This window comes from Salinihabitans flavidus (assembly GCF_900110425.1).
Lineage (GTDB): Bacteria > Pseudomonadota > Alphaproteobacteria > Rhodobacterales > Rhodobacteraceae > Salinihabitans > Salinihabitans flavidus.
Genome location: NZ_FODS01000002.1, coordinates 208,161 through 223,589 on the forward strand (window position 1 = coordinate 208,161; position 15,429 = coordinate 223,589).

Consider the following 15,429-nt stretch of genomic DNA (forward strand, 5'->3'; position numbering starts at 1 on the left):
CGGGGGGAGTTCAAACAGGAGAGGAGACTGCCATGAAGACCCCCTTCGTATCCCGCCGCCATATGCTGATGGGCGCCGCCGCCCTGCCGCTGGCCGCGGCCGCATCCCGCCCGGCCTTCGCCGCCGCCGAGATGATGGGCGTGGGCAGCACCCGCTTCAACCGGATGACGCTGGGCAACTTCGAGGTGACGACCCTGCTCGCCGCCACCCGCCCGGTTGAAGACCCGCACAGCATCTTCGGCCTCAACGTCGACGATGAGGCGTTCGCCTCCGCCTCGCAGAAGGCACGCATCCCCACGGATGTCTCGCAGTTTTTCTTCACCCCCACGGTGGTCAACACCGGATCGGAACTGATCCTGTTCGACACCGGCACCGACCCCGGCGGGATCACCGACGCCCTCAATGCCGCGGGCTACAGCCCCGATCAGATCGACAAGGTCGTGATCTCCCACATGCATGGCGATCACATCGGCGGGCTGATGGGCGACGAAAGCGTCACCTTCGCCAATGCCGAGCATATCACCGGCGCGGTGGAATTCGACGCATGGGACATGTCCGGCAACGAGACGTTCGAGGCGAAGATGCGCCCGCTGGCAGAGCGCACGACGATGATCGACGACGGCCACGCCATCGCCTCGGGCATCACCGCGATGGCCGCCTTCGGCCACACGCCGGGTCATATGGCCTACATGCTCGAAAGCGAGGGGCGGCAACTGCTGCTCGCGGTCGATTTCGCCAACCACTACGTCTGGTCGCTCGCCAACCCCGAATGGGAGGTGCTGTTCGATCAGGACAAGCAAGCCGCCGTGGAGACGCGCAAGCGCCTGCTCGGAATGTTGGAATCCGACAACATCCCCTTCGTCGGCTATCACATGCCCTGGCCCGGCGTCGGCTATGTCGAGACGCAGGGCGACGGGTATCGCTACGTGCCGCACAGCTATCAGCTCATGCTCTGAGCCCCGGTCGCGCCCCGGCCCGTTGCGCGTCGGGGCGCAGATCGCGGCAAGCGGGCGGGCATGTGACCCGACGCCCGAGTTGTGACCGGCAGAAACCTACCGGAACGCCGGCCCGTGCGCCCAGACGGTCAGTGACTGCCGCGCGCCGCGCGTGACCGGCGTGACCCGGTGCAGCACGAAGCTCGGGAACACCGTGGCGGCCCCCACCTCCCTGTTGGCCACCACCACATGCGCGCCGGGCATCACCTCCAGATCGCCGCCGTCATAGCTGCCCGCCCGCGCAAGCTGCACCACCAGCGTCAGCTTGCGCCGCGCGGCGAGCGGCCCATCCCCGATGTCGGAATGCCAGTCGAAATGCCCCTCGCGCTCCGCGCCATAGCGGGCGACTTGCGGGCTTTCGGCAAACTCGCGCACATCGAAATCGAAACGTGCCCGGTTCGCCGTGCGCGCGATGTCGATCAGGCGGTCCATGACCCAGCCCGCGCCGGGCAGGTCATCGACCCAGACAAGGTCCGCGCGGCGCAGGTTATGGTTTCGGGTCTGTCCCACCAGCCGCGCATCGGCGCAGGGCACCGCCGCCACCAGTTCCACGAGCCTGTCACACTCCGCCGCGCTGAACGCGCCCGCAACGCCGTGAACGCCTGTCATCCGCCATCCGTCCTTTTGCCATCCGGGGCATCTGTCTAGCCCGGCGCGCCTCGCCGCGCCCTCACGTTTTCGACATCGCCCGCCATTTCCGACATCTTTCTTGCCGCCCGGCGCGGGCGCGGGCATGATCCGGCTCATGCAGGAGATCCTCACCCTCACACTCAACCCCGCGCTCGATCTGGCCAGCGAAACACCCGACGTGCGGCCGGGCCCGAAGCTGCGCTGCACCGCGCCCCGGCGCGATCCGGGCGGCGGCGGGATCAACGTCGCCCGCGCAATTCACCGGCTGGGCGGCACGGCACGCGCGCTCGCCGCGCTTGGCGGGCCGACGGGCGCGGCGCTGCACGATCTGCTCGCGGCCGAGGGGGTGCCGCTGATCGCGCACCCCGCCCCCGGCGACACACGCCAGAGCCTTGTCGTGACCGAAGCGGCCACCGACGCGCAATACCGTTTCATCCTGCCCGGCCCGGTCTGGTCGGAAGGGGACGTGGGCGCCTTTCTGGACCGCGCGGAGCGCGAGGCTCCGCCCGGCGGCCTCGTCGTGCTGAGCGGAAGCCAGCCCCCGGGCACGCCGGACGATCTGACCGCGCGGCTGGCCGCAAGGCTGGCGGGCACCGGCGCGCGGCTTATCGCGGACATCTCCGGCGCCGCGCTGATGGCAACGGCACGGGGCGCCAGCGCGCTGCATCTGCTGCGCATGGACGCCGCCGAGGCCGAAGAGATCGCGGGCGCCCCCCTGCCCACCCGCGAAGACAGCGCCAGTATCGCCCGCACGCTTGTCGCGCGCGGCGTGGCCCGGCAGGTGATCGTCGCGCGCGGGGCCGATGGCGCGATCTTCGCCTCCGCCGAGGCCTGCCTGCATGTCACCGCGCCCGAGGTGCCGGTGCGTTCGAAAACCGGCGCGGGCGACAGTTTCGTGGCCGGTCTCACCCTCTCGCTGGCGCGCGGTGAGGGGGCCCCGGCCGCGCTCGCCCATGCCAGCGCCGCCGCCTCCGCCGCCGTCACCACCCCGGCGACCGAATTGTGCGAGGCGGCGACAACCGCCCGCCTGCGCCCGCTGTGCGAGGTCACGCCGCTGAGCCTGTAATTTCGGGGGACGGCACGGCGCCCGGCATTGCGCGGATTTTTACCCGATTTTAACGCCTTCGCGCCGAACGCTGCGTTAATGGCGCAAATCCCGAAAACGATACCGACGCGATACCGACGTAATACCGACGTTTTACCGACATGGGTTTTCCGGCGTTAACAAGGACTTGGCACTGATTCGCCGTTTCAACCCGGATCGCGCCACCGATTGACGATCGGATACCGCCGATCGAGCCAGAATGCCCGCTTCGACAGCCGCACCCCCGGCGCCGACTGGAAGCGCTTGTATTCCGACAGATAGAGCAGGTGTTCGATCCGCTTCACGGTCTCACGATCATACCCCGCCGCGACACATTCCGCGACGGAGCTGTCCTCATCCACCAGCATGTAAAGGATGCCGTCCAGCACCTCATAGGGGGGCAGGCTGTCCTCATCCTTCTGATCGGGACGCAATTCCGCGCTGGGGGGTTTGTCGATCACGCCGGGCGGGATCGCCGCGCCCCCCGGTCCCTTCATCCACGCGCGATGCGTGCTGTTGCGCCAGCGCGCGGTCTCGAAGACGCGGGTCTTGTACATATCCTTGATCGGGTTGTAACCCCCTGCCATATCACCATAAATCGTGGCATACCCCACCGCCACCTCGGACTTGTTGCCAGTGGTCAGAAGCATTTCCCCGAACTTGTTGGACATCGCCATGAGCAGCAGACCGCGCAGCCGCGATTGGATATTCTCCTCGGCCAGACCGAAGGCCGACCCCTCGAAAAGCGGCGCCAGAGCCTCCGTCACCGCCGCCTGCGGCCCGGTGATCGGCACCGTGTCGTAGCGCACCCCCAGCCGCGTGGCGACCTCCCGCGCATCGTCTAGAGAGGCTTGGCTCGTGAACTCCGACGGCAGCATCACGCAGCGCACATTCTCCGCGCCCACCGCATCCACGGCGATCGTGGCCACCATGGCGGAGTCGATCCCGCCCGATAACCCCAGCAAAACCTTGGAAAATCCCGCCTTGCGCAGGTAATCCCGAAGCGCCTCCACGCAGACCCGGTAGTCCTGTTCCTCGCCCGGCGGCAGCACCGCCTTCTCACCGTGCAGCGCCCGCCAGCCGCCGTCCTCATCCCGCTCGAAATCGACATGCACGACACGCTCGTCAAAGACCGGAAGCTGCACTGCCAGCTCTCCTCCGGGGTTGATCACGAAGGTGCCGCCATCGAACACCTGATCGTCCTGACCGCCCACCATGTTGAGGTAGATCAGCGGCAGCCCGGTCTCGATCACCCGCGCGACCATGTGGTTCATCCGGCGGTCGAACTTGTCGCGGTAATAGGGCGAACCATTTGGAACCAAAAGGATTTCCGCCCCCGATTCCTGAAGTGTCTCGGCCACGTCCTCGAACCACGCATCCTCGCAGACCGGGGTTCCCACGCGCGCCTCGCCAATCGCGACAGGCCCGCCCAGCGGGCCGGGATCGAACTGCCGCTTCTCGTCGAAGACGGTGTAATTGGGCAGGTGGTGCTTGAACTGCCGCGACACGATTTTCCCGCCCCGACAGATGAAATAGGCGTTGTAGAGCTTGCCATCCTCGGCACAAGGCCCCCCGATCGCCAGCGCCGGCCCCTCCGCGCAGTCCCGCGCCAGCGCCTCGATCTGCGCCATCGCGGCACGCTGCACCGCCGGCTTCATCACGAGATCCTGCGGGTTGTAGCCAAGAATGAACATCTCCGGCAGCGCCACCAGATCCGCCCCCGCCGCGCGCCCTTCGTCCCAGGCCGCACGGGCAAGCGCGGCATTTCCCGCCAGATCGCCCACCACCGGGTTCGCCTGCGCCAGTGTCACGCGGAATCTCTTGGCCATGATCGCTCCCAAAACCTGCTGTGCTGCCCCGAGATCTAGCAGAACCAGCCGCGGGGAAAAGCGCAAAGGGGCAAAAGACATTGCCCCGCGCGCCAGCCTGTTCTAGGTTTGCACCGGGCCGCAATGGCGGTATGGGATGAACCCATGGGGCGAAGAAGATGAACGTAATACAGGCATTTTCACTGACGATACTGGGGTTTGGTCTTTTGGCCGCGCCGCCGGGAATTGCGCAGGACCGCGAGGTGCTGACCAAGCAATACGACGATGGCGGCGTCTATGAGGGCACCTTCAAGGACGGGCTGCAACATGGCACCGGCACGTATCGGCTTCCGAATGGATATGAATATTCCGGCGAGTGGGTCGAGGGGGAAATCCGCGGCAAAGGCCAGGCGCGCTTTCCCAACGGGTCGGTCTATGAGGGCGAGTTTGCCAAGGGCAAGCCGCATGGCGTCGGCAAGATCACCTTCACCGACGGCGGCACCTATGAGGGCGAGTGGCAAGAGGGCAAGATCACCGGCACCGGCACGGCCACCTATGCCAACGGCGTGCGCTACGAGGGCGAGTTTCTCAATGCCATGCACCACGGGCGCGGCGTGATGACGAGCCCCGGCGGCTACGTCTATGACGGCGACTGGGTCAATGGTGTGAAGGAAGGCACTGGCCGCATCACCTATCCCGACGGCGCTGTCTACGAAGGCGAAATCGTCGCCGGAGAGCGCGCGGGCGAAGGCACGCTCACCATGCCCGACGGCCTTGTCTACGAAGGGCTCTGGAGCGCCGGACAGATCGACGGCACCGGCAAGCTCACCCAGCCCAACGGCGACGTCTACGAGGGTGACCTGTCAGGCGGCCAACGCGACGGGCAGGGCCGTGTCACCTATGCCAATGGAGATGTCTACGAGGGCGAGTTCGCGGGTGACAAGCGCCACGGACAAGGCACCTTCACCGGCGTGGACGGCTATGAATACGTCGGGTCCTGGGTCGATGGCCGGATTGAGGGCGAAGGCACCGTGACCTATCCTGACGGGTCGGTCTATACCGGGCAGTTCCGCGCCGATCTGGCCGACGGCACGGGCAAGATCACCTATCCCGACGGCTCCACCTATGAGGGCGAATGGGTCGCCGGCGTGATCGAGGGCGAGGGCAAGGCCACCTATGCCAACGGCCTGACCTATGAGGGCGAGTTCAAGAACGCCAAGAACCACGGCTACGGCGTGATGACCTATGCCGACGGCTACCGCTACGAGGGCGAGTGGCAGGAGGGGCAGCGCCACGGACAGGGCAAGGCGACCTATCCCGACGGCACCGTCTACACCGGCCAGTTCGCCAATGGGCAGCGTCATGGCGAGGGCAAGATCGTCATGCCCGACGGGTTCGAATATGCAGGCGAATGGCAGAACGGGGAGATCAGCGGACAGGGCGTCGCCACCTATGCCAACGGCGATGTCTATGAGGGCACGTTCAAGGACGGCAAGCGCCAGGGTGAAGGCACGATGCGCTATGCCAGCGGCGAAAGCGCGGAAGGCGAATGGGAAAACGGCGCGCTGACCCGCACCTCCGAAAATTCCGAGTGATCAGCGCAGCCGGTCCGCGTCACGATCACCAGGCACCAGACCAAGGCAGCCTACCACGGCACGGACTTGCCCCGCCAGTCGAGGAACAGCCCGGTCTTATCGGGCGTCAACCCGTCGATCACGCCAAGCAGGTTCTCTGCCGCATCCTCAGGCGGCACAGACGGATGGCGGGCCAGGTATTTCTCGGTGAAGGCGGTCCGCACCGTACCGGGATGCAGCGCCACGCAAATGGCCTCGCGGTGGCTGCGCCCCAACTCGATGGCCGCGGTGTGAATCATCTGGTTGAGCGCGGCCTTGGCCGTGCGGTAGCTGTACCAGCCGCCAAAACCGTTGTCGCCGATGGAGCCGACCCGCGCCGATAGCGCCGCAAAAACGGCACGCCGGTCGCGCGGCAGGAGCCTGACGCCATGCTTGAGGATCAGCGAGGGGCCGATGCAATTGAGCGCGAACTGATCCATCATCGCCCCGGCGGTGACATGTTTGAGCGCCTTTTCCGGCTGCGCGCCGTTGATTTCCAATGCGCCCGTCGCCACGAGAATGAGGTCATAAGGCCCGTCAAGCCGCCCCAGCGCCGCTTCGACCGCCGATTCACGGGTCACGTCAAGCCCGTCCGCGCTGCGCGACAGCCCCGTGACCGCCACGCCGCGCGCCCGAAGCGCCCCGGCAACGGCCTGCCCGATGCCCCCCGACGCCCCGATGATCAATGCCTTTTCCATATGCCCTGACCTAGCGGGACGCGGCCGTGGTTCAAGCACGCCTACGCCACCCCGCAGATAAAAATTCGGGGTTTTCATCGCCGCGCCCGGCTCTTATAGTTCCGCCCATGCTGAAGCAGGACCATATCACGCCCCACGCACACCGCGATGACTGCGGTGGGTTCCCTGCTGGCCTTCTTCTCCTAGCCCGCCTCTGAGCGTGCCGTTCCGGCGCGACCGCTCAGAGGGGAACGCATTCGCGCCAAAGGCTTACGGAGAAATGAAAGAGACCCGACATGACCGAGATTGATCAAGACCGTGTGTTGATTTTCGACACGACCCTGCGCGATGGCGAACAAAGCCCCGGCGCGACGATGACCCATGAGGAAAAACTCGAGATCGCCGAGATGCTCGACGACATGGGCGTTGATATCATCGAGGCCGGCTTTCCCATCGCGTCCGAGGGGGATTTCCGCGCCGTGAGCGAGATCGCGAAACGGTCGAAGAATGCCCGCATCTGCGGCCTTGCCCGCGCCAATCCTGCGGACATCGACCGCGCGTGGGACGCTGTGAAACATGCCCGGCACAGCCGTATTCACACCTTCATCGGCACATCGCCGCTGCACCGCGCCATTCCGAACCTGACCCAGGACGAGATGGCGGAGCGTATCCACGAGACAGTGACCCACGCCCGCAACCTGTGCGACAATGTGCAATGGTCCCCGATGGACGCAACGCGCACCGAATGGGATTACCTGCGCCGCGTTGTGGAGATTGCCATCAAGGCGGGCGCCACGACGATCAATATTCCCGACACCGTCGGCTATACCGCGCCGGTGGAATCGGCCGATCTGATCCGCCGGCTGATCGCCGAGGTGCCGGGCGGCGACGAGGTGGTGTTCGCCACCCATTGCCACAACGACCTCGGCATGGCCACGGCCAACGCGCTGGCTGCCGTCGAAGGCGGCGCACGTCAGATCGAATGCACCATCAACGGGCTGGGCGAACGCGCCGGCAACACCGCGCTGGAAGAGGTGGTGATGGCGCTCAAGGTGCGCAACGACATCCTGCCGTGGAACACCGCCGTGGACACCCGCAAGATCATGGCAATCTCGCGCCGCGTGGCCACTGTCTCGGGCTTTCCGGTGCAGTTCAACAAGGCCATTGTCGGCAAGAATGCCTTTGCCCATGAATCGGGTATCCATCAGGACGGCATGCTCAAGAACGCCGAGACCTTCGAGATCATGCGCCCGGAAGATGTGGGCCTGATGTCCTCCAACCTCGTGATGGGCAAGCATTCGGGCCGCGCGGCCCTGCGCGACAAGCTGCATCAGCTTGGCTTCGAGGTGGGGGACAACCAGCTCAAGGATGTCTTCGTGCGGTTCAAGGAACTCGCCGACCGCAAGAAAGAGGTTTATGACGAAGACATCATCGCCTTGATGCATGCGGGCGAGGAATCCGAGAATGATCGCCTGAAGCTCAGGCACCTGCGTGTGGTCTGCGGCACCGACAGCCCGCAGAGCGCCGAGCTTACGCTGGAAATCGACGGAGAGGAAAAGCAGATCACCGCCACCGGCGACGGTCCCGTCGATGCCAGTTTCAACGCGGTGAAGATGCTTCACCCGCATAACGCGCATCTGCAACTCTATCAGGTGCATGCCGTGACCGAAGGCACCGATGCGCAGGCCACCGTTTCCGTGCGGATGGAAGAGCACGGGGTGATCGCCACGGGCCAGTCGGCCGACACCGATACCGTCGTGGCCAGCGTGAAGGCCTATATCCACGCGCTCAACCGCCTGCTGGTGCGGCGCGGCAAGATGGGCGAAGGCGCCGACGCCAAGGAAATCTCCTACAAGGACGTGTCCTGATCTCCGGGGGCCGCCATGGTGCGGCCCCTTCCCGCCCCGCGCCGCTCTCGGTGCATCACGCCGAAAGTTGCGCGAAGAGGCCCGACAGGCGGTCCCCTTCCTGCTTCAGGCCATAGGGCGCGTTGACCACGAACATCCCCGATCCCACCATTCGGTGCCCCTCGCGGGCCGATGGAAACCGCACCTCATGGCGCAACACGCCGGGAAGGGCCAGCGCCTCCAGCGCCGTCAGCATCGGCTCATGCGCCCGCGCAGTCAGGATCGGATACCAAAGCGCGATCACCCCCACGTTCCACTTGCGGTGCAGCTTTGCGATCTGCTCCGGGATGCGCGTGTAGTCGGTCTTCACCTCATAGCTCGGGTCGATCAGAAGCATCCCCCGGCGCGGAGTGGGCGGGCAGAGCGCCTGCACCATCTCGAACCCGTCGCGGCGATGCACGCCCGCGCGCCCGCCCAACACCTGCTCAAGCGCCGTCGCCTCCTGCGGGTGAAGCTCGGCAAGGTCAATCCGGTCGCCCGCGCGCAGCAGCGCCGCCGCTATCATCGGAGAGCCGGGATATGCCGCATCCCCATGAGCCGCCCGCACCTTTGACAGCACGCGTGCATAGGGGTGATCGTCGCCGAACCACGCCTCCACGCGCCCGATACCGGCCACCGCCTCGCCGGTTCTGATCGCCTCCTGCGCCGACAGATCATAAAGGCCCCGCCCGGCATGACTTTCCATGTAGACGAGCGGCTTGTCCTTGCGCGTCAAATAGTCGAGCATCGCCGCCAGAAGCGCGTGTTTGTGCACGTCGGCCAGGTTTCCGGCGTGATAAGTATGTTGATAGGACAGCATACCTCCCTTTTAACGCTGCATCGCGGCGCTTGACAGGGTCATCGCGGCGGAATGGCGCTTATTCTGTCTCGCGAGGGCCTTTCACAAAACCCTTCCCAGCCCTATAAGGAAGCCCGGCCCGCGATCTTCGACTCGCGGGCCCTAACACCTGTTGTGCTGGAATCGGATAACGCATGTTTGGAAATCTGGGCGGCTTGTTCTCATCGGACATGGCAATCGACCTCGGAACCGCAAATACACTTGTTTATGTCAAGGGGCGCGGCGTGATACTGAGCGAACCCTCCGTGGTGGCCTACCACGTGAAGGACGGGGTCAAACGGGTACTGGCCGTGGGGGAGGACGCCAAGCTGATGCTTGGGCGCACCCCCGGTTCCATCGAGGCGATTCGCCCGATGCGTGACGGTGTGATTGCCGATTTCGACGTGGCCGAGGAAATGATAAAGCATTTCATCCGCAAGGTTCACAAACGCTCCACCTTCTCCAAGCCCAAGATCATCGTCTGCGTGCCACACGGGGCGACCCCGGTGGAGAAACGCGCGATCCGTCAGTCGGTGCTGAGCGCCGGCGCCCGGCGCGCGGGCCTTATCGCGGAACCCATCGCGGCGGCCATCGGCGCGGGCATGCCGATCACCGACCCCACCGGCAGCATGGTTGTCGATATAGGCGGCGGCACCACCGAGGTCGCGGTGCTCAGCCTTGGCGACATCGTCTATGCCCGCTCTGTTCGGGTGGGCGGCGACCGTATGGACGAGGCGATCATCAACTATCTGCGTCGCCAGCAGAACCTGCTGATCGGTGAATCGACCGCCGAACGCATCAAGACCTCGATCGGCACGGCGCGCATGCCCGACGACGGGCGCGGCACCTCGATCAAGATCCGTGGCCGCGACCTGCTCAACGGGGTGCCCAAGGAAATCGAAATCAGCCAGGCCCAGGTGGCCGAGGCACTGAGCGAACCCGTGCAACAGATCTGCGAGGCGGTGATGACCGCGCTTGAGGCCACGCCGCCCGATCTGGGCGCCGACATCGTGGATCGGGGCGTCATGCTCACCGGCGGCGGCGCGCTTCTGGGCGATCTCGATCTGGCACTGCGTGAACAGACCGGGCTCGCGGTGTCCATCGCCAACGAATCGCTCAACTGCGTTGCAATGGGCACGGGCAAGGCGCTGGAGTATGAAAAGCAGCTTCGTCACGCCATAGACTACGACAGCTGACGTGATTGGTGCCCCGGCTGGCGGCATGCTACATCTCTGACATGTCCTTCTGATACGAGGGGGAATGGCCCTTGGCCAGAGACAGGACACAAGGCGAAGATTACGTCGGCCCGCTCAAACGGTTGCTTCTGGGCGTTCTTGTGCTGTGCCTGATCGGTATCTTCCTGGTCTGGCGTATCGACAGCCCCCGCGTAGAGCGGTTTCGCGCGCAGGTGGTCGATACCGTCGTGCCCAACTTCGACTGGGCGCTGGCCCCGGTCACGGCCAGCGTCAACCTGCTCCGTGATTTTCAGAGCTATCAGCGCATGGCGCAGCAAAACCGGGAGTTGCGCCGCGAATTGCAGCAAATGAAGGCATGGAAAGAGGCGGCATTGCAACTCGAACAGGAAAACGCACGGCTGCTCGATCTCAACAACGTGCGGCTCGATCCGCAGCTGACCTATGTCACCGGCGTGGTCATGGCCGATAGCGGATCTCCCTTCCGGCAGTCGGTGCTGCTCAATATCGGGGCGCGCGACGGAATCGTGGATGGTTGGGCGGCAATGGACGGAATCGGGCTTGTGGGCCGGATCTCGGGCGTTGGCGACAGCACCAGCCGCGTGATCCTGCTGACCGACAGCTCAAGCCGGATTCCGGCGGTCATCCAGCCCTCTGGCCAGACCGGGCTTATCGTCGGCGACAACACCCTCGCGCCACCGATTGATTTTCTGGAGACCCCCGATCAGGTGCGTCCGGGCGACCGCGTGGTCAGTTCCGGCGACGGCGGGGTCTTTCCGTCCGGGTTGCTGATCGGACAGGTCGCCACCGATCCAGACGGTCGTCTTCGGGTCCGGCTTGCCGCAGACTATGAGCGGCTCGAATTCCTGCGGGTCCTGCGCGATCATGGCCATCAACGCATCCTGTCGCACGGTGATCTGGTGATCCCCGATTCCACCGCGCCCGCCTCCACACGCGAGGTGCCCGATGGCTGAGCGGAACGCTTCCAGGATCTGGATCATGCGGCTGGTGTTTGTCGGCGTGTCGCTCGCGGTGATCTTCATGCAGCTTTTGCCGCTTGAGACCACGCCGCGCCGCTGGACCGGGCCGGATCTTCTTGTGGTGTTTTCCTGCGCATGGGTCTTGCGGCGGCCCGACTATGCCCCGCCCCTTCTCATCGCCGCGATCATGTTGCTGGCCGATTTCCTGTTCCTGCGGCCCCCGGGCCTCTTTGCCGCCGTAACGGTCATCGCCTGCGAGGCTCTGCGCCGCCGCGTGCCCAATCTTCGCGGCATGCCTTTCGCGCTCGAATGGCTGACAGCCACCGGCGCGATCGTCGGGATCGCGCTTGGCAACCGAATCCTGCTGTCGGTATTCCTTGTCGATCAGGTTCCGCTTGGCCTGACGCTGATCCAGACGATCATGAGTGCGGCGGTCTATCCGCTCGTGGTGCTGGTGTCGTGGTTCCTCCTTGGACTGCGCAAACTCAGCGCGCGCGATGTCGAGGGTCTGGGGGGCCGGGTATGAGACGCCCCACCGCAGACAGGCAACAAAGCCACGTCCGCATCACCCGCCGCGCCCTTGTGCTCGGCGGTGCACAGGTGGGGTTCGCCGGGCTGCTCGGACTGAGGATGCGCTATCTTCAGGTGGAGCAGGCCGATCAGTTTCGCCTTCTGGCCGAAGAGAACCGCATCAATATCCGCCTGATCGCCCCGGCGCGCGGCGAGATCTTCGACCGCAAAGGGGTGCGGTTGGCGGCAAATGAACCCTCCTACCGCATCACGCTTGTACGTGAGGACGCAGGTGACGTGGAAACCGTCATCGACCGGCTCTCTCGCCTGATCGAACTGGACGAGGACGAGCTTAACCGCGCCATGACGGAAATGCGCCGCTCGCCCCCGTTCCTGCCCGTTACCCTGGCCGACCGGGTAAGCTGGGAAGAGATGAGCCGCGTGGCCGTCAACACCCCTGCCCTTCCCGGTATAACGCCCGAGGTCGGCCTGTCCCGTCGCTACCCCATGAAGTGCGATTTCGCCCATGTGATCGGCTATGTCGGACCGATCTCGGATTATGATCTCTCGCGCCTGGAAAACCCCGACCAGCTTCTGCGCATCCCCCGTTTCCAGATCGGCAAGGTCGGCATCGAGGCCAAGCACGAAGAGATTCTGCGCGGCAAGGCCGGGACAAGACGGGTCGAGGTCAATGCCGTTGGCCGCGTCATGCGCGAGCTTGACCGCAATGACGGCACACCGGGCGCGGATCTGCAAATCACCATTGATCACGCGTTGCAGGGCTATGTGCAGGCCCGGCTCGGAGAGCAAAGCGCGGCGGCGGTGGTGATGGACTGCAAGAGCGGTGATCTGCTTGCGATCTCCTCCGCGCCCAGCTTCGACCCCAACCTCTTTGTGCGCGGCATCTCGGTGGCCGATTACCGCGCGTTGACGGAGAACAAATATCGTCCGCTGGCCAACAAGACGGTGCAGGGCACATATCCTCCCGGATCGACCTTCAAGATGGTGACAGCTCTCGCCGCGCTGGAGGCCGGAGTTGTCACGAGCGAGGACACGGTCTGGTGCCCCGGCCATCTTGAAGTCAGCGACCGGCGTTTCCACTGCTGGAAGCGGGGCGGACATGGGCATATGACACTTGAAGCGGCCCTGCGCGAAAGCTGCGATGTCTATTTCTACAAGCTCGCCCTTGATGTCGGGATCGAGAATATCAGCGCAATGGCGCGCAAACTCGGCCTTGGTATCCGCCACGATCTGCCGATGTCGGCCGTGGCCAGCGGTCTGACCCCGACAAAGGACTGGAAACGACAGGTGCGCGGCGCGCAATGGGTTCTGGGCGATACGGTCAACGCCGCCATCGGTCAGGGGTTCGTGCTCTCGTCACCTCTGCAACTGGCCGTGATGACCGCGCGGCTTGCCACCGGAAGGGCGCTGTTGCCGCAGTTGGTGAAATCCGTCAACGGGGTCGAACCGGAAACGCCGGAGATCACCCCCCTCGACATCAACGAAAACCATTTGCGCGCCGTGCGCCGCGCCATGTTTGCCGTGTCGAACCACCGGCGCGGCACCGCCTATGGGTCGCGTATCACTGAAGAGGCGTTTCGCATGGCCGGCAAGACTGGCACCAGCCAGGTTCGCAATATCACCGCCGCCGAACGCCGCGAAGGGGTGAGCCGCAATGAGGATCTGCCCTGGGAACGCCGCGACCACGCGCTTTTCGTGAATTTCGCCCCTGTTGACGATCCGAAGGTCGCCGTCGCGGTGGTGGTGGAACATGGCGGTGGCGGCTCTGCGGTGGCGGCCCCCATTGCGCGCGATATCACTCTTCAGGCGCTTTATGGCGAAGAGCCGCCGCTGTCCGCCTATCCGGCATCGGACCGCAGCCGCATCAAGGCGCTTCAGGAACGGCTGCGCCGGGAACTGCCTGAACGCAACAACGACGGGCGCGACCGCGCATGAGCTATCTGGAATATACCGTCAAGTCGGTGCCCGCCGGCCCGCGCAAGGTTCTTTATCTCAACTGGGCATTGATCCTGCTGGTGATCGCGGTGGCGGGGATCGGGGCCCTGATGCTCTATTCCGTGGCAGGCGGATCGTTCTCGCCATGGGCGGAGCCGCAGATCAAGCGTTTCGCCGTTGGCCTTGCGCTCATGTTGATCATCGCGATGGTGCCAATCTGGTTCTGGCGCAGCATCTCCGGAGCGGCCTATCTCGTCTCTCTGATACTGCTGGTTCTGGTCGAAGTCATGGGCTCCGTCGGGATGGGTGCGCAACGCTGGATCGACCTGGGCTTCGTGCGGCTTCAACCCTCGGAACTGACAAAGTTCACGCTGGTGATGGCACTTGCCGCCTACTACGACTGGCTGCCCGGCCCGCGCACCTCGCGCCCGATCTGGGTGCTGTTGCCGATCCTTGTCATCTTGCTGCCCACGCTTCTGGTGCTCCAGCAACCCGATCTGGGCACCGCGCTCCTGTTGCTGATCGGCGGCGCGATGGTCATGTTCCTGGCCGGGGTGCACTGGAGCTATTTTGCGGGTGTTGTCGCTCTGGCAGGTGGGGGAATAACCGCCGTGTTGCAGTCGCGCGGGACCGAGTGGCAATTGCTCAAGGACTATCAGTTCCGGCGTATCGATACCTTCCTTGATCCGTCCACGGACCCGCTTGGCGCGGGCTATCACATCACGCAGTCGAAGATCGCCCTCGGCTCTGGTGGCTGGACGGGACGCGGCTTCATGCAGGGCACGCAATCGCGGCTGAATTTCCTGCCAGAGAAACATACCGATTTCATCTTCACCACGCTGGCCGAGGAATTCGGCTTTCTGGGCGGCGCCTCGCTTCTGGGACTTTATGTGCTCATTCTCGTGTTCTGCATCGTCTCGGGGGTGTCCAACCGCGACAGGTTCTCGTCTCTGCTCATTCTCGGCGTGGGGGCGACGTTCTTTCTATACTTCGCCGTGAACATGTCGATGGTGATGGGCCTGGCGCCGGTTGTCGGGGTGCCGCTGCCGCTGGTGAGCTATGGTGGCTCTGCCATGCTGGTGCTGATGCTGGCCTTCGGTCTTGTGCAAAGCGCCCATGTCCACCGTCCGCGCTGACCGGCAAGCGGGCGCTCCCGCCCGGTCTCGGACGCATCGAAGATGCGCCGCGCCCCGTTGGGCCCGGCGCCGCGCCAGAGGCGCAGCGCGGTCCGGTTGCAACCCGGCGCGATCTGTGGCCTG

Annotated in this window: 13 protein-coding genes; 9 read left to right on the forward strand and 4 right to left on the reverse strand. The window is 64.9% G+C overall.

The window, feature by feature from the left end; translation table 11 throughout:
* The first annotated feature begins 32 nt into the window (after positions 1–32).
* Positions 33–956 (forward strand): MBL fold metallo-hydrolase, encoded by a 924-nt coding sequence (locus BMW66_RS02885; protein ID WP_093115199.1) that lies wholly within the window; start codon positions 33–35, stop codon positions 954–956.
* 96 nt (positions 957–1,052) lie between these two features.
* On the opposite strand, the gene BMW66_RS02890 is transcribed toward BMW66_RS02885, so the two are convergent.
* Positions 1,053–1,604, reverse strand: a complete 552-nt coding sequence (locus BMW66_RS02890; protein ID WP_093115201.1) for a 2OG-Fe(II) oxygenase — start codon at positions 1,602–1,604, stop codon at positions 1,053–1,055.
* 136 nt (positions 1,605–1,740) lie between these two features.
* Here BMW66_RS02890 and BMW66_RS02895 point away from each other — a divergent pair, with 136 nt between their 5' ends.
* Positions 1,741–2,691: a 1-phosphofructokinase family hexose kinase gene (locus tag BMW66_RS02895; RefSeq protein ID WP_093115203.1), complete on the forward strand. Its 951-nt coding sequence runs from the start codon at positions 1,741–1,743 to the stop codon at positions 2,689–2,691.
* Between the two features lie 185 nt (positions 2,692–2,876).
* Here BMW66_RS02895 and BMW66_RS02900 read toward each other — a convergent pair whose 3' ends face one another.
* Entirely contained in the window at positions 2,877–4,538 is a 1,662-nt protein-coding gene (locus tag BMW66_RS02900; RefSeq protein WP_093115205.1) for an NAD+ synthase, read from the reverse strand.
* Positions 4,539–4,696: 158 nt separating this feature from the next.
* Between BMW66_RS02900 and BMW66_RS02905 the strand changes: the two genes are divergently transcribed.
* The gene (locus BMW66_RS02905; protein ID WP_093115207.1) at positions 4,697–6,112 is read left to right on the forward strand and encodes an MORN repeat-containing protein; all 1,416 of its coding nucleotides are present in this window, start codon (positions 4,697–4,699) and stop codon (positions 6,110–6,112) included.
* A gap of 50 nt (positions 6,113–6,162) precedes the next feature.
* On the opposite strand, the gene BMW66_RS02910 is transcribed toward BMW66_RS02905, so the two are convergent.
* The gene (locus BMW66_RS02910; protein ID WP_093115209.1) at positions 6,163–6,828 is read right to left on the reverse strand and encodes an SDR family NAD(P)-dependent oxidoreductase; all 666 of its coding nucleotides are present in this window, start codon (positions 6,826–6,828) and stop codon (positions 6,163–6,165) included.
* A gap of 275 nt (positions 6,829–7,103) precedes the next feature.
* Here BMW66_RS02910 and BMW66_RS02915 point away from each other — a divergent pair, with 275 nt between their 5' ends.
* The gene (locus tag BMW66_RS02915; RefSeq protein ID WP_093115211.1) at positions 7,104–8,675 is read left to right on the forward strand and encodes a 2-isopropylmalate synthase; all 1,572 of its coding nucleotides are present in this window, start codon (positions 7,104–7,106) and stop codon (positions 8,673–8,675) included.
* Between the two features lie 55 nt (positions 8,676–8,730).
* On the opposite strand, the gene BMW66_RS02920 is transcribed toward BMW66_RS02915, so the two are convergent.
* Entirely contained in the window at positions 8,731–9,513 is a 783-nt protein-coding gene (locus tag BMW66_RS02920; RefSeq protein ID WP_093115213.1) for a 23S rRNA (adenine(2030)-N(6))-methyltransferase RlmJ, read from the reverse strand.
* A gap of 173 nt (positions 9,514–9,686) precedes the next feature.
* Between BMW66_RS02920 and BMW66_RS02925 the strand changes: the two genes are divergently transcribed.
* The 5 genes from BMW66_RS02925 (at position 9,687) to rodA (ending at position 15,306) form a co-directional block, all read left to right on the forward strand.
* Complete coding sequence (locus BMW66_RS02925) at positions 9,687–10,727, forward strand: rod shape-determining protein (RefSeq protein WP_093115215.1); 1,041 nt, start codon at positions 9,687–9,689, stop codon at positions 10,725–10,727.
* Positions 10,728–10,798: 71 nt separating this feature from the next.
* Positions 10,799–11,698: a rod shape-determining protein MreC gene (mreC, locus tag BMW66_RS02930; RefSeq protein ID WP_093115217.1), complete on the forward strand. Its 900-nt coding sequence runs from the start codon at positions 10,799–10,801 to the stop codon at positions 11,696–11,698.
* 25 nt (positions 11,699–11,723) lie between these two features.
* On the forward strand, positions 11,724–12,230 hold the full coding sequence (locus tag BMW66_RS02935) for a rod shape-determining protein MreD (RefSeq protein ID WP_245729315.1): 507 nt from the start codon (positions 11,724–11,726) through the stop codon (positions 12,228–12,230).
* Complete coding sequence (gene mrdA / locus BMW66_RS02940) at positions 12,227–14,170, forward strand: penicillin-binding protein 2 (RefSeq protein ID WP_093115221.1); 1,944 nt, start codon at positions 12,227–12,229, stop codon at positions 14,168–14,170. Before BMW66_RS02935 ends, mrdA begins: the two co-directional genes overlap by 4 nt.
* A complete protein-coding gene (rodA, locus tag BMW66_RS02945) occupies positions 14,167–15,306 on the forward strand; it encodes a rod shape-determining protein RodA (protein WP_093115223.1) in 1,140 nt (379 codons plus the stop codon). The genes mrdA and rodA overlap by 4 nt, the downstream gene beginning before the upstream one ends.
* Positions 15,307–15,429: the final 123 nt, after the last annotated feature.

What these genes read in the sequence shown, in the direction of transcription:
- BMW66_RS02885 (WP_093115199.1), top strand. Translation starts at nt 33, where the DNA reads ATGAAGACCCCCTTCGTATCCCGCCGCCATATGCTGATGGGCGCCGCC.
- BMW66_RS02890 (WP_093115201.1), bottom strand. Translation starts at nt 1,604, where the DNA reads ATGACAGGCGTTCACGGCGTTGCGGGCGCGTTCAGCGCGGCGGAGTGT.
- BMW66_RS02895 (WP_093115203.1), top strand. Translation starts at nt 1,741, where the DNA reads ATGCAGGAGATCCTCACCCTCACACTCAACCCCGCGCTCGATCTGGCC.
- BMW66_RS02900 (WP_093115205.1), bottom strand. Translation starts at nt 4,538, where the DNA reads ATGGCCAAGAGATTCCGCGTGACACTGGCGCAGGCGAACCCGGTGGTG.
- BMW66_RS02905 (WP_093115207.1), top strand. Translation starts at nt 4,697, where the DNA reads ATGAACGTAATACAGGCATTTTCACTGACGATACTGGGGTTTGGTCTT.
- BMW66_RS02910 (WP_093115209.1), bottom strand. Translation starts at nt 6,828, where the DNA reads ATGGAAAAGGCATTGATCATCGGGGCGTCGGGGGGCATCGGGCAGGCC.
- BMW66_RS02915 (WP_093115211.1), top strand. Translation starts at nt 7,104, where the DNA reads ATGACCGAGATTGATCAAGACCGTGTGTTGATTTTCGACACGACCCTG.
- BMW66_RS02920 (WP_093115213.1), bottom strand. Translation starts at nt 9,513, where the DNA reads ATGCTGTCCTATCAACATACTTATCACGCCGGAAACCTGGCCGACGTG.
- BMW66_RS02925 (WP_093115215.1), top strand. Translation starts at nt 9,687, where the DNA reads ATGTTTGGAAATCTGGGCGGCTTGTTCTCATCGGACATGGCAATCGAC.
- BMW66_RS02935 (WP_245729315.1), top strand. Translation starts at nt 11,724, where the DNA reads ATGCGGCTGGTGTTTGTCGGCGTGTCGCTCGCGGTGATCTTCATGCAG.
- mrdA (WP_093115221.1), top strand. Translation starts at nt 12,227, where the DNA reads ATGAGACGCCCCACCGCAGACAGGCAACAAAGCCACGTCCGCATCACC.
- rodA (WP_093115223.1), top strand. Translation starts at nt 14,167, where the DNA reads ATGAGCTATCTGGAATATACCGTCAAGTCGGTGCCCGCCGGCCCGCGC.